Source organism: Luteitalea sp. (assembly GCA_009377605.1).
In the GTDB taxonomy this organism is placed as follows: domain Bacteria; phylum Acidobacteriota; class Vicinamibacteria; order Vicinamibacterales; family Vicinamibacteraceae; genus WHTT01.
On the sequence record WHTT01000123.1, the window covers coordinates 1 to 14,122 of the forward strand.

10 protein-coding genes are annotated in these 14,122 nt (G+C 65.0%); 4 read left to right on the top strand and 6 right to left on the bottom strand.

Going from position 1 to position 14,122, the window contains the following annotated elements:
- Positions 1 to 546, bottom strand: a 546-nt coding sequence (locus GEV06_25775) for a hypothetical protein (protein ID MPZ21277.1), incomplete at its 3' end; no start/stop codon positions are given.
- A 265-nt stretch (positions 547 to 811) separates the two neighbouring features.
- Between GEV06_25775 and GEV06_25780 the strand changes: the two genes are divergently transcribed.
- Positions 812 to 1,252 carry a response regulator gene (locus GEV06_25780; protein ID MPZ21278.1) on the top strand — a complete coding sequence of 147 codons (441 nt, stop codon included), beginning with the start codon at positions 812 to 814 and terminating at the stop codon, positions 1,250 to 1,252.
- Here the strand turns inward: GEV06_25780 and GEV06_25785 are convergent.
- The 3 genes from GEV06_25785 to GEV06_25795 all read right to left on the bottom strand — a co-directional run bounded on the left by GEV06_25785 (position 1,135) and on the right by GEV06_25795 (position 7,096).
- Positions 1,135 to 3,621, bottom strand: a complete 2,487-nt coding sequence (locus GEV06_25785; protein MPZ21279.1) for a hypothetical protein — start codon at positions 3,619 to 3,621, stop codon at positions 1,135 to 1,137. The genes GEV06_25780 and GEV06_25785 overlap by 118 nt on opposite strands.
- Positions 3,622 to 4,515: 894 nt before the next feature.
- On the bottom strand, positions 4,516 to 6,051 hold the full coding sequence (locus tag GEV06_25790) for a hypothetical protein (protein MPZ21280.1): 1,536 nt from the start codon (positions 6,049 to 6,051) through the stop codon (positions 4,516 to 4,518).
- Positions 6,041 to 7,096, bottom strand: coding sequence for a hypothetical protein (locus GEV06_25795; protein ID MPZ21281.1), 1,056 nt, complete (start codon positions 7,094 to 7,096; stop codon positions 6,041 to 6,043). The genes GEV06_25790 and GEV06_25795 overlap by 11 nt, the downstream gene beginning before the upstream one ends.
- A gap of 714 nt (positions 7,097 to 7,810) precedes the next feature.
- Between GEV06_25795 and GEV06_25800 the strand changes: the two genes are divergently transcribed.
- Entirely contained in the window at positions 7,811 to 8,899 is a 1,089-nt protein-coding gene (locus GEV06_25800) for a hypothetical protein (GenBank protein MPZ21282.1), read from the top strand.
- Here GEV06_25800 and GEV06_25805 read toward each other — a convergent pair.
- Positions 8,862 to 10,133 carry a hypothetical protein gene (locus GEV06_25805; protein ID MPZ21283.1) on the bottom strand — a complete coding sequence of 424 codons (1,272 nt, stop codon included), beginning with the start codon at positions 10,131 to 10,133 and terminating at the stop codon, positions 8,862 to 8,864. The two genes, GEV06_25800 and GEV06_25805, sit on opposite strands and share 38 nt — an antisense overlap.
- A 26-nt stretch (positions 10,134 to 10,159) precedes the next feature.
- On the bottom strand, positions 10,160 to 12,427 hold the full coding sequence (locus GEV06_25810) for a PQQ-binding-like beta-propeller repeat protein (protein MPZ21284.1): 2,268 nt from the start codon (positions 12,425 to 12,427) through the stop codon (positions 10,160 to 10,162).
- 553 nt (positions 12,428 to 12,980) lie between these two features.
- Here GEV06_25810 and GEV06_25815 point away from each other — a divergent pair.
- Together GEV06_25815 and GEV06_25820 are read left to right on the top strand one after the other, a co-directional pair.
- A complete protein-coding gene (locus GEV06_25815) occupies positions 12,981 to 13,448 on the top strand; it encodes a hypothetical protein (GenBank protein ID MPZ21285.1) in 468 nt (155 codons plus the stop codon).
- 191 nt (positions 13,449 to 13,639) lie between these two features.
- A partial coding sequence (locus GEV06_25820; GenBank protein MPZ21286.1) for an NYN domain-containing protein occupies positions 13,640 to 14,122 on the top strand: 483 nt, incomplete at its 3' end.

Here is a 14,122-nt window from a genome sequence, read left to right on the forward strand (position 1 = left end):
CTTGAAGTCGAGAAAGTAGGCTTGTGAGATGAAGCGCGGCTCCAGTCCCTCGGCCGTGAGCTCTTTCACGCTGGCCACCTCGTCAGGCGTGTCCACAGCGCCAGCGAGAGCACCTGACGCCCTGGCCTTCTCTTCTGCGACCTTGGTTTGCCGACGCTGTTCCTCTTTGAGCCACCGGGCCTCGGCGGCGCGGCGCTCTGTCTCCGCAACCGTCACGCCGTTGAAGCGCAAAGGACTACGGATGAAGTAGCCGTCTCGGATGTACCACATGTACTCGCGACGTCCGCCATACAGCGGCTGGCCCTTGGGGTTCCGAATGTCGAACCGCTCCTTCTCGCTGAGGACGTATTCGTGCAGGCGGCGCCAGTTCTCGTCGCGCCGCTTCAGCACGCGCGCCATGAGCGCGTCGAGGTCCGTCTCTTCGGCAATCGGAGGGGTCCCGGGAGAAGGCAACCGGGCCGCGAGCGGCACGCGAATGGTGAGAGCGAGGGCGCCGACACAGGCCAAGAGAGCCGCACTGCGCCTAGCCGTGGGGTGGTGTCTCACGCGAGCTCCTGAGGTCGGGCGGACGCTGGCGTCATCCACTGAGACGAGAACTCGCGGGCGGAGGTTCCTGAGCCCCAAGCTCACCTACGCGACAGTCGAGTGACAACACACCTCCGTCGCGCATGTTCATGCGCCCCGCTGGCTCCGGGTTCCGGGTTACCATCCAGTGGCCGGTTGGGGGTGGGCATCATCGTCCGCCAAAGCCAAATTCTGATGTGGGGAGGGTCATGCCGGCGGCGCCCGACGTCAGTCGTCACGAGGATCGATGCGGAACATGGCGCAGCCGCCCGTCATTCGCGTGGCCGTTGTCGAAGATGACTGGGAGACGCGCGACGGGCTCCAAGAGCTGATCAACGGCGCTCAGGGCTTCCGCTGTATTGGCGCGTATCGGACGCTGGAGGATGCGCTCGAGAGGCTGAGCGAGCGAGCCCCTGACGTTCTCTTGCTCGACGTCCACCTCCCAGGCATCTCCGGCTCGGAAGGCGTGCGCTTGGTCCGCGAGGAGTACCCGCACGTCGAGGTACTCATGCTGACCGTGTACGCGGAGGAAGCAAAGATCTTCGAAGCCATCTGCAATGGCGCAATCGGCTACTTGTTGAAGAAGACGAGGCCGGCGCGCTTACTGGACGCCATTCGCGAGACCCATGCGTGCTTGGCCACGTTGGTCAGGGCTTCCTTCAAGATGAGATACAGGTGTCGGCGCTGATCGGGACTGAGCCGCACGTCCTCCGCGGACGCGGGAACGTCGAAGCTCAGCGCCGCGCCCTCCAGCGCGTCGTGTGCATGCTCCCTCACCCGCACGAACACGCTCGCGAGGTGGTCGCGGCGTGGATCAATGGACCACACGACATCGCTCATCGTGTCGACCAGACCGCGCGCGGTCTCGCCCACATCGTCGAGACGCTGTTCGATGGGGGCCGGCAGCGCCGCTTGTCGTTTCACCACCTCGGTGAGAATCGCCATCCGCGAGAGCGTGCCGCCGATCTCGTCGTGCAGGTCCGTGGCAATCCCCATCCGCATCCGTTCCAGCGCGACGACGCGTTCGAGCTTGAGGCGATGGACCGCGTACATCGCGAGCGCAAGCGTGGCGCCCACGAGCAAGAGCACCCACCACCGCTGCCAGATCGGTGGCAGGATCACAAATGATGCGACCGCTGGCTCGGCGCTCGCCACGCCAGGTGCCGAGGACGTGCGGACTTCGAAGCGATAGCGACCGGGCTGCAGGTTGGCGTACGTGATGGTGCGCTCCCACCGGGGCTCGCTCCACCGTGTGTCGGCGCCGACGAGTCGATGCACGTAGCGGAGCGCTTCACCGGTCGCCAGTGATATCGATCCAAAGTCGATTTGCACACCGTTCTGGCCGGGTCCGAGCTTCAGCTCGCCAAGTCGCCGCTCGCCGAGATCGGAGAGAGGCAGGGCCTCGCCGTTGACGCGCACGCGCGTGATCCGCACGGGCGGCGCGGACGCCACGGCGTCCATGCGTGGCACCAGTCGTGTCATCTCACGGGTCGTCGCGAACCAGATGGCGCCCTGCGCGTCGGCCAGAACGGCACGGACGCTTCCTGCGCCCAACCCGTCGCGTGCCGTGAAGTGCCTGATCTTGCCAGTGTCCGGATCGAGCTGGTCGAGCCCCCTGACGGTCCCGAAATAAATCCGACCAAAGCGATCCTCCGCAATCGCGTAGACCGAGTCGCTCGAGAGCCCCTCTCGGCGCGTGTATGTCACGAACCGTGGCCGCGCCGCCCGAGCGTCGTCGAGCCGCGCGAGGCCGTCGTGGCTGGATCCAATCCACAGTCGCCCGCGCCGATCAACGCGCAGGCCACGAATGGCCTGCCCAGGCACGCCGTCGGCAGGCCCGAACGCCGTGAGCCGCCCGGCGGCATATCGAAGGAGACCGCCGCTCAGCAAGCCGAGCCACACCTGGCCGTGGTGGTCCTCTGCGATGGTGATGGCGATCTCGTCTGGCGCGCCGGTCGCAGACCAGTCGATTCGCTCGACGGCACCCGAGGTTGGGTGCCGACGGGTGCAACCGTTCTGACCACCTGTCTCGACGCCAGCCGTGCAGGTCCACACGGCCCCCGTGCTGTCGACGAACAGGAGGGCCACGTGATTGGCCGCTAGTCCGTCGTCGGTTGTCAGCGTGAGATCGGGACGCGTCGTGGCGAGATCCACGATCGGAACCGCAGGAAAGCGGTACGCGCCTTGGTCGGTGGCAACCCACCACCGCCCTTCATGATCCTGGGTCGCGGCTTGGGTCCAACCCCAGTCGAAGTTGAATCGCCTGCTGTCGCGCAGGACGCGAAGGCGACGGCCCACGAAGCGCTCACCCTCGAACCGGCTGACATGATCGGCGAACAGGTGACAGAGTGTGCCCGTGCGATCGAGGAAGAGGCTGGGCGCCCCGTCCTGCGTGAGCCCGTCTTCGGTCCCATACCGCGTGAACCCCCCGTCAACAACACGCACCAAGCCGAGATTCGAGGTGGACAGCCAGATGTTGCCGTCTCGGCCTGCGGTCACGCCGAACACCCTCACATCGAGCGCGTCGTTGCCCTCGAAACTACGCAGGCGCGCCCGCGAGCCGTCGAAGGGCGGCACGATTTGCATCGGCCCCCGGTTCGACGCGATCCATAAGGACCCGTCGACCGACTGCGTCAAGCCGCGATTGATGTCGTCGAGCAATCCCGACTCACGGGTGTAACAAAACTCTGCCTGTGGCGAATCAGTGGACGCGCGCAGGCGGCACACGCCGTAGCCGATCAGCGATATCCATAGGCGCCCCTCGACATCGAGAAACACCACGCGCACCGTGTCGTCCACGGGCTCTGCCGTGTCGGGACCCAGGAGACCGTGGCGGTAGTCGAACTGCTGGATCCGACCAGCCCGATCCCGCCGGAGCAAACCCTCTGTCGTACCGGCCCACAACGATCCCCTCTTGTCTTCTACGAGCGACCACACACTGAGATCCGGCACGACCTCATCGAACTGCCAACCCTCGCCCGCGGGCCGGCCGCGATAGAGACCGTTCGCAGCGCCCACCCACAACGTGCCATCTGCTGCCTCGAGATCCCCTTCCAATTGACACTATACTCCCCATATGTTACGTTGCCCGTGCTCATGCAGGGACGCGGGCGCTCGCTTCCCCAAACACGCGCCCGATTCGTCACGCCGGTGGCTCGAGCAGCTCCTCAGGCTCGGCGCTGGTGGCCACCCGCACGGCAGATGTCAGAGCTGAAGGATGGTGGGTGCATGAGCCTCTGGTGGTGGTAGCAAAAAGGAGGTTACTCATGGCAGGCGTATTGCCGGTCGACGTCCTCGTAGACCTTGTTCTCGGCCTGGTGGAACCAATCGCGGCGCTTGTCGGGGCTCTGCTCACAATCCCGATCTGAACCGCTTCGGATCGACCCGATCCCAGGCCCCGCTCACTCGGGTGGGCGAACCAACGCTGGCTCGTGGGCGAGGTTCCCGCGACGCGATGACCGCGGCGTGTGGGACAGACGATAGGAGCTAGCGGGCTTTCGGCGGAAGGTGACCCAACGTCGGCTATCGGACGCGACCCTCGGATGCGACGTTCGGGAGCACGCCCAACCCGCATCCCCCAACACCCAAGACAGTACAGACCTTTCCCGAACTCACGAGTCAGCACAGTGTCGGCGTCCACGGGAACGTGAACCACCTCTAACGGCGTTCGGTGGCGCCGGACGTGGCGGGGGGGAACCGCCGTCGGGAGACGGAGATGGCCGAGCATCCGTCGAATCACGAGCGGTTCCCCGATGAGCGCGAGAAGAGATCCTGCATGTTCGCCGCAGGCACCGCTGATCAAGAGCCAGGGCGTGTTCTTCTCGCCAATCTCCGGTGAGCACGAGTCGACCTGAGAACAGCCACCCTCAAACCGCCATGCAGTTCGCCCTCTTCACCGCGATTGCTGCCGTGGTCGCAGCGCTTGCTGCCTGGAGCAGCGCGGCTCTCACATTACCAGTCGAGCCGCAGACCGAGACGCATCTCGCGTGGCCTCCCGACATCCTGCAAACCGCGACCCCCGGCGGCGCCGCCCACTTCCGTGATGCGACCCACGTCCGTCGTGTTGGACAGGTTCACAGTCGGGTTGCTGTAGTTGGGCCAATTGAACGCGCTGGTCGCCGTCCACTCGAACCGCAGCCGGACCCGGTCACGAATGTGAAAGCTCTTATAGAGCCCCAGGTGCACGACGCGAGAGCCCGGACCTTCGATGATGCCCACGCCCGCGTTGCCGTACCGCTCCACGCTGGTGCGGGCGGTCCCGCTACAGAAGGGATCGGCGTCCGGGCAGCCTGGATCCTTGAAGGCTGACAGATCGAACCACTGGTCGATCGACTGTTGGTCGGTCGGTAGGTTCCCATCGGCGATACGGTCCGGTCGCCACGTGACCTCCCCTGGTGTCGAGCTAGTCGTGAACTGCGTGTTCGTATGGATATCTGGGGCGCTATACACGGGCGTCAGGTGATCCCCACTTTGGAGGCTCACGACCCCGGCGAGTTGCCAGCCACCCAAGACGGCTTCGGTCAGGCCGTGGAAGGACGAACCGAACGGCCGGCCGCGGCCGACCGGAAGCTCCCACATGAAATTGCCCGTCAGCCGATGGTTGGGGAAGCGAAACAGCAGGCCTCGGAGGCTCGCCAGGTCAAACGGATTCTCGAGCGTGCCCTCAGTGTTCCCCAGGTGCTTCGACCACGTGTAGCTGACCTGGTACGACAGGCCGCCTGCCAGACGCCGCTTGACCTCTGTGATCAGGGCGTGATAGTCGTGCGTCCTGGCGTTCTCTCGCAGATTGATCACGGAATACTCCGGGAACGGACGCGGCTTGTCGATGAACGGAATGGCATTGGCCTCGGGGATATTGATATTCCGCTGCACCGGCATGGCTCGGCCAACCGTGCCCACGTAGGACACACGCGCGGCGGTGTTCTGGATCTCCTGTTCCAACGTCACGTTCCACTGATGCGTGTACGGAATGACGAAGTCGGGGTCGTGTGCCTGTAAGTCGCCGGGGAACGCCTGCGCGCTGGGCGTCACACCGGCGGTCGGGTACGCCAACGGCCAGACCAGCTCCGGGGCCTCGGCCGGATTGACAAAGGGGGGCTCACTGAGCTTGAAGGGTGACCCCCCCGCTGAATTCGTGGCCGGAGCGACGTTGTAGAAGAGACCATACGCGCCGCGGATCACGGTCCGTGCGTGCCCGAATGGCCGGAACGCCACGCCCACACGCGGCGCAACATTGTTCAGATCGCTCTTGGCCAGCGTCTCTGAGGGGAACCCTGCCTGTGACGCCTCGATGACGTTCACCTGCGGCAAGACCTGAGTGAACAACGGGCTGATGTTCGCCGAGGCGCCATCCGGAATGACGAGGCTCCCTGAGCTCGGGTCGAAGGTGGAGTACAGGCCATTGGCCTCGCTCCAAGGGGGGCGATACTCGTAGCGCAGCCCGAGATTCAACGTGAGCCGGGGATGGAGCTGCACATCATCCTGCACGAACAGCTCGAGCTCGTTCCGCCGCTCGCGGGTCGGGGGATTGGGAAACTCTCGATTCGCTTGCGACGGGATACCCAGCAAGAAGTCGGCATACGGCCAGCCGGTATACCGGTCGGTGAACAGCCAATTGCCAAGCAGCCCGTCCGGGATGTTGACCTGGCGTTCCAGCCTGGCACGTGCGAAGCGGACACCAAATTTGAGCGACTGGCGTCCCCGCACCCAGCTCGACGCGCGGCGCCACGCTCTCGTGGCCCTTCGAATAGGAGTGACGAAAGTAGTGGGGAATCTCTGCGCGGAACACGTCGCGGACCGCCTGCAACGTGGCTTCGGCCAGCTCCGGCAGCGCCTGGATGGCAAAGCCGCCGGGCGTGGTGATCCCGTCACAGGGCAGGCCGACGTTCTTGAGGATCTGCAGAGCGTAGGCCATGTACTGGGCGATTTCGTCGGCCGACCGGCCGGTGGTCCACTCCCAGTTCTCCATGAAGCGCAGCGAATGATCCGCGTACGGGTGCCCCGTCTCGAGATCGATCACCCGCGTGTGCGTGACGATCTCCGGGTGAATGTCCCAGTTGGGCAGCATGAGCGACCGCACGAGCTCCAGGCTGTCGGCGAGCTCTCGCCGGGTCCAGCCGGGCAGCCCGCGATCCAGACGTCCGACGCAGGCCGGATACGGGACGATGCTGTACTTGCCCTTGACGCCCTGGTCCGCGCACCACTCACCGAAGCGGCGTACGAAGCGATCCGGGATCTCGACAGGCCATTCGCGCCACGGTTTCTTGTACGCCTGGTTGGCGCCGCCGAACGCCTCGTCGAACTGCGGCATGGCGAAGCGGTTCAGGTTCACCAGGCAGGTCGAATCGTCGATGATCAAGGCGACTGGGACGCGGCTGGCCGGGCCAAGCACCGCGATGTCGCGTGCGCGCGCCGGGCGCCCGCCAAGCACGTGGGCCCCGAGCGTGCCGACATCGTCAACCAGTACGCTGGCGGCGAGGCCATCGAGCGTCCGGGACAGGAAGCGGCGGCGGGTGAGGGATCGCATCGGCATCTGTCAGTGGCGTTCTATCAGTGTGCCGCCGGATCGGTCTCTCAATTTTCAGGCACTCCTTATGGCACGGTTGATGCGCCGCGGCAAGCATAAATTCCTTTAGATAGAGTATGTTCTGTCACACAGAATCGTTTCTTGACACCACTCGTCGCGCGTGCCATAACGCATCATCATCCGAAACCGAGCAAGCGGTCAGAGACGTCATTCCCAAGGGCCTGTGATGGGAGAGTATCGTTCACTGAGCTGCCCTGGCAGCGGGGTCACGTGTATGTCTATTCGCCTCGCCGTGTTCTTCGTCCTGACGCAGGCGGCGGCTGCGTCTGCCGAGTGGCGCCCCGTCTCCACGCCCGGCGTTCAGATGGAGCAGCAGGGGCCCCACACCTGGAAGATCGTCTCAGCCGTCCAGGACGAATTCACGCTGGAGTCCCTCCGAGCCTACGCCGCGAAGCCCGGTGAGGCCTTTGAAGTCAGCATGCGCATTCGGGTTGAACCGGGCACCAGGGCCCTGCCGGAATTGGCCGCGTACGACGCCTCGGGCCAGGAGATTCCCGGGCCGTCGTCGCTGGCGACGGGGCCAAATGTGTACCGGACCGATTGGCAGCATGTGCGTCGTGTCTTTCCGGTGAGGCCGCAGGCCGCCACGGTCCGCGCGCGCCTTCGGGCGAGCGGCCGGGGCGAGGTGTGGACGGGGACCTCGAATTCCGGCCCGCCAACGTGGACCCCTATGAAACCGGGGCGCTCGTTTCGCCGCTCGATCCGAGCCGGCGGCGTGGCTTGGTGCTCGATGCCAACCACGGCGTGGTCAACCGGGCACACATCGCGCGGGAGGACCGCGACGGCGACGGCAAGTGGGCGCTGATCCTGGTGGACCTGGACGACCTCTCCGAGCCGGATCAGGCGGGCGAAGACTGGCGCACCAGCTTTCGCTACCGCCCCAACGAGATCTACTGGTTCGATGGCGCCGTCTTGAAATCGGACTCGGTGAGCGCCCATCGGCCCCCTGCTGTCACCACAGCGCTCCACTACCGCGAACGCGTCCGCCCTGGTGCGTATCAGGTCATCATGAATGATCCCGGCAGGGCCGTGGCGGTCTCCGTCGACGGCAAGACCTGGACGCGGTTCGCCGGCGGGTCCGAGGCGGAGCTCGGCACGCTGGACGCGCGGAATGGAGCCATTGAATTTTGGGTTGATACCGCCTACCCGGATCCGATTTCCGAGGGACCGGTGTACTTCGACTACGTGCGCCTGTATCCCGTCGACGATGCGTCTTCGGTCGACCGTCTGTTTCACGCCGCCCTCCAGCGACCCGGTGAGCTCACGCGCGGATCGGTTGACGAGCAGAGGGTCGCGCTGCGTATCGACGTCCCACGCTTCGCAGGCGGGACACACTGGCCGGTCCGCTCGGGCCTGCCAATCCCTGAAGGAGAGCTGGCGACCGCCGAGCACGCGGCCGTCCTCGACGCACGGGGCACGCCAGTGCCGAGCCAGAACCGCACGATGGCGACCTGGCCGGATGGCTCGGTGAAATGGCTGTATCTCGATTTCAACCACGACCTCTCCACCGCTGGGGAGGGTCGCCACACGGTCGTCTACGGCAATCGTGTGAAACGAGCTGAGCCAGCATCGCGCGTACGCCCATTGGAGCGCCGTGTATCAGCGCGAAGGTGCGACCCGCCTGGCGCACCGCTGGCTGAGAATCGCCATCACACGCCCAGAGGTGGGAAGCCCCTGACAGGGCGACACGACGCCACCGGCGCGGCGGTTGTCACGGTCGCTTGCGTTGGTCGGAGGTGCGTGCTGTAGCGGTTGGGCCCGTATACTCGATGGTTGCTCGGGCGCGCGGTCCATCGACGCCGAACAAGGTGCGGGTCCGCACCTCGAGCGTATTCTCACCCTCCCGTAGCAGCCAGTCGATCCGTTGGCCTCCCTCGAGAGACTGCCATGGGCCGCCGTTGATGCGGTAGCGGTATTCCTTGAAGTTCGGCGTCGCGCTGCGCGGATCGACACGGAGACGTCCCCGCTCTACCTGGCGGATGCGATCGAGCGAGGTGACGCCAGGCGTCCATTCAATTTGGCGACGGTCCGCGACCGGGATGAAGGTGCCCGCCGCGTAGGCCCAATGCTTGGCCAACGTGTCGTCCGCGCCTCGATACCACGTGTCCTGGCGGAACGCGTTGTTGTCGAAGATCACCAGCGAGCTGCCTCCGCTGAAGTGCGGCTGCGTGAAGGTGTTCTGGCGCACGTGGTAGGAGACCCACCAGTAGCTGTCGATCCGCCCGCCGTATTCCTCCGGGTCGGGCCTGGGGATCGGTTGACGATCGACGCCCTTGACCATCTGGACGCCCTCGCCGTCGCTCTCGCGGAGGGCCTCATGCAGCTCGAGCGCCGAGAGGGGTACGCCGTCGCGCTCGAAGTGGAGATCGTACTTGGCGTCCAGCGCCACCCACTTCGCGTAGTCATTGGACCACACCTCGTTGATCCCGTGGTGGAAGCTGCGGCCGAACTTCTCATGACTGCGATCGATGCCCAGGTTGCGGGCGACGTAGCCGGCGGCCGTCAGTACTGCCTGTTGAACCGTCATCGAGTGGCCGCAATGAAAGCCGGCCCCGGTCTTGCGCGCCTCCTCGAGGATGGCAAAGGCGTCGCCGCTGAAACGCTGGTCATCGTCGATCGGCCATTGTCTATGGACCCAGTGCCGCAGCACGAGGAGCTTGTTGAACTCCTGCTCCTCTCCCTCGATTGCCTCCAGGAAGTTGTAGTCCGAGCGCAACCGCAGCACGCGCGGGTTGTAGTAGTCCTCGGCGCCGTGAAACACCTCGGGAGCGAAGAACCGCGGTCCGCTGAGCCTCGCCTTGACGATGCTCGCGTCGGCGTCGCTGATGTGCAGGGGCCGGTCACTGTCGTCCGCTCGCCCCGCGAGTGGACGGGGCGACTCGCGGAGCGCGTCGCTTACCTTTGCCACCTGTTCCGCACCGCCGACACCGAGGCAGGTCGCCACCATCCCCGCGAGCGCCAGGAACGATCGTCGCTGATGCATCTCGACCTCCTATCAGTACGAGTTTTTCACGGACGCGGCCGCGTTCTGCCGAAGTGGCGCGCCAGGTAAGTTGTGACGACTTCGAGCTCGCGGCTGGTTCCTTCCGCGCCGCGCGCGACCATGTCGTTGACGATGCGCTGCCAGCCCTCGTCGTTCTCTCGCGTGAACGTCACGATCATCGGATCATGACAGCCCGCGCAGAGGCGCTCCACGAGCGCCCTGCCTTCGCCGTCTGGCAGCTCGGGCCGTGCAGGAACGGTCGCCGGCGGTGACGACTGACGCGCCGGGCGCCGCCCCACGTCAGCCGGGTTCTTGTCCTGCGCAGACGGCAAGGCAAAGGCGATCAGGTTGGAGCCAGACTCCGGAACCGACCGGCTCAATTGGAGTCCGCCGCCGGCCATGACGACGACGTACTGTCGCCCATCGCGACCCATGAACGTCATGGGCGCGGCCTTCGCATCGGCGTCGATGGTCGTGACCCAGCGCTCGTCGCCCGTCTTGGCATCGAAGGCGCGGAACCGTCTGTCGCTGGTCGCGCCGATGAACACCAGCCCACTGGCCGTCGCTAGGCTCCCGCCGAGCGTGAGTGAGCCGGTGTTCCTGATGCCCTTGGCTTCCAACGCTTCGACCAAGCCGAGCGGGACCCTCCAGCTCACATCTCCCGTGTTGACGTTGACGGCGACCAGCTCACCGAACGGAGGCGCTGAACACGGGATTCGGCTGTCGGGATTCCAAAACCGTGCGTAAGCCCCGCCCCACGGCGAGGTCTTGCGGTAGGAGGTCACTGCGCCGGTCTCGGGATCGGTGGCTCGCGGTTCCATGCGGCCCACCATACCGAGGTTGGAGACGTTGACGAAGACCAAACCAAGCGTCGGGTTATAGGACACGCCGCCAAACCCGCCTCCGCCCAAGGTGCTCGGAAACGTCACCACGTTGCCTTCGAGGGGCATAGGTGCGTACGGTCCCGAGAAGAACATCTGATGCTGCTCCCAGAGGTCTTTGCAATAGGCGGCGTGCTCTGGCGTGAGGGTGTAAAAGTCCGCGGCGGGATCGAACGTCATGCGCGACAGCGGTTCCGGCTTGCGCGGAAACGGCTGCGTCTTCGACGTGTACTCCCCAGGGACGACCGTCTGCGGTACTGGCCGTTCCTCGAGGCCAAACACGGGCTCGCCGGTCACGCGGTTGAAGATGAACAGGAGGCCCATCTTCGTGATCTGCGCCACGCTCGGAATGACCTCATTGCCACGGCGGACGTCGACGAGCGTCGGGAGCGCCGCCGGGTCATAGTCCCAGAGATCGTGGTGCACGAGCTGCTGATGCCACTGCCGCTTCCCTGTCGTGGCATCCAGGGCCACGAGCGAGTTGCCATAGAGGTTGTCCCCATGCCGATCGGCGCCGTAGAAATCGTCGGTGGGGGCGCCGATCGGGGCAAAGACGAGCCCGCGGTCGACGTCCACCGTCATGAACCCCCACACGTTGGTCCCGGAACGAGTCTTCCAGCTATCGCCTGGCCACGTTTCATGGCCCGGCTCACCGGGCCGCGGCACCGTGTGAAACGACCACAGCCGCTTGCCGGTACGCGCGTCCCACCCGCGAATATCGCCGTAAAGCCGGCCTCTGCCTGGAAAGCTCTCGCCGTTGTTGCCTCCCGTGATCACGATGTCTTGGTAGACGGCTGGTGGTGAGGCGAGCAGGAAGCGTCCCTCCGCGCCATCGACGCTGACGCTCGCCTTCAGGTCCACGACGCCTTTGGTGCCGAAGTCCGTGGTGAGCTGACCCGTCCTCGCGTCGACGGCGATCAGGCGACCGTCGCCCGCGCCTGTATAGAGCCGTGGGCCGGTCTCGCTGTCACCGGGCCAGTACGCGAGCCCACGCGCGGACACGGCCGCACCAGGGAACTGGAACCGCCACAGCACATGCCCTGTTTCGGGCTCGAGGGCGAAGAGGCCACTGGTCCCCGCTGCGACATACATCACGCCGTCGACGACGAGCGGCGTGACCTGCAGGCCCGTCGCGCCGGTATCGAATGTCCAGGCGCGTGTGAGGGTGCTGACATTCCCACCGGTGATCTGTGTGAGCGGTGAAAATCGCTGCCCTCCAGGATCGCGGCCATAGGCCGGCCAGTCGCCGGACCGAAGGGTCGACCCGGTCGCGGGAGCCGGCGCAGGCAGGGGCGCGCCGGACTGGCCTGCCCTGAGCGCAGTCGAAGGGCTGGGCCCCTGGCGCTGAGTCACCACGGAGAGCCCCGTCAGCCAGAGCAGGAATACACTGAGGAGCGTCAGAAGCCTATCCACGTCCGAGTCGCGTCACCTCGTGAGATCACAGTAGGAGCCAGGTATCGCACGGGGGACACGCGCTGTCAACTCGATAATTCCATAAAACAGACCTGATTCTGTGCAACAGAACTCGAAGGAACGCACATTCGGTACGCGCATCCAGTCTGCTGCAGAGTCTGCTCTACGGCGTGGCGCCGTGGGACCCTGTCACGTGTCTCGCGGTCTCGCTCGTGCTCGCCGCAGTGGCGCTCGCGGCGTCGTATGTGCCCGCCCGCCGCGCAACCCGCGTCGACCCGATCGTGGCGCTCAGAACGGAGTAGCCGCGTCCGAGTCCTAAGTGGTCCGGTGCATAAATACGGCCACGCACCGAGGGCGCCGAGGCGCCCGGCCCGCAAGGCGCGAGAAGGAAGAATACCGGGAGTATTTGACCGACGAGCAACGCCGCGGGCCGGGATGCATCATTTGTGCACCGGACCACTAAGGCCTGCTGGTTGAACCGACCGGCGATCCCTCAGAGCGCTTGCAGAAAGAATGGTGGCACATGCGCCGACTGTTGACGTGAGCTGACGTGATGCTGTCTACGGATCCCCGCCGACTGGCCCCCGCGCTCTGGATCCTCCTGGGCCTCTTTGTCCTGCGCGTCGCAGGACAGGTGCTGGTGGCCTTCCTGGACGTGAGATGGTTGCCCCCGATGGAACAGTGGTACTCAGGGCTCGCGCCATACCCGCTGCTCCTGCCGGCCCAGCTCGTCATCATCCTGATCTATGGCAAGGTTTGCGTGGACTTCTCACGGGGCGCCGGCTGGTTCGTGCGCACGCGCCCCTGGTTCGGCCGCGGCGTGCTGTGGTGTGGCTACCTGTATCTGGGCGTCATGATCGCACGCTATCCGGTGCAGATGGCCCTCTCTCCCGAAGATCGCTGGTTCGGCCACACGATCCCCATCATGTTTCATTGGGTGTTGGCTGCGTTCATCATCCTGTTCGGTCGATTTCACCGCCGGCGTCTCCAGGAACGCGCACACTTCAGAAGCGGAACGTGATTCCGAGTGGCGGAAAAAGGAACCGGGTACCTTTTTCACATTGGCCGGTCCCTCGATTAGGGCCTGTCAGGGAATAAGTGTGCCGTTTCTGGGTGTCGAGGCGCCCGTCTGGCAAGGCGCAAGGAGTGCGCGTACCGAGCGTATGTAAGCGACGAGCAACGCTGCCAGACGGGATTGATTTGTGGTATCTTATGGTTACGACTCCCCGGCCCACGGGCCGGCTGGGCGGCCTACATGGCCGCCCGTTTCATTTCTTCCTCCTCAAGACTCGCCCGCTATCTGGAGCGTACGTGAGTTCCCCGCGGCTGCGAACAATCGTCTACGTCGACGGTTTCAACCTCTACTACGGTGCCGTCAAAGGCACCCCGTATAAGTGGCTCAATCTCCAGCGCTACTTTACTCTCCTGCGTCCACATGACGACCTCATTCTGATCCGATACTTCACGGCGTTGATAGACGGACCACGCCGGCCAAACCAGGACCGTTTCTTGCGGGCGCTTTCCACGCTACCCAAGGTTGAAGTCATTCTGGGGCGATTCAAGCACAAACAGGTCGAATGTCACTATGCAGATTGTCAGATGCCGGGTCGCCGATTCTTCCGCGTCCGTGAGGAGAAGCGGACGGACGTAAACATCGCAGTCTACATAGTGGACGATGCGCATCAAGATCGGTGC

Coding starts and splice junctions, on each gene's coding strand:
- GEV06_25795 (MPZ21281.1), bottom strand. CDS start 7,096: ATGCCGATGCGATCCCTCACCCGCCGCCGCTTCCTGTCCCGGACGCTC.
- GEV06_25805 (MPZ21283.1), bottom strand. CDS start 10,133: ATGCATCAGCGACGATCGTTCCTGGCGCTCGCGGGGATGGTGGCGACC.
- GEV06_25780 (MPZ21278.1), top strand. CDS start 812: ATGCGGAACATGGCGCAGCCGCCCGTCATTCGCGTGGCCGTTGTCGAA.
- GEV06_25815 (MPZ21285.1), top strand. CDS start 12,981: ATGCTGTCTACGGATCCCCGCCGACTGGCCCCCGCGCTCTGGATCCTC.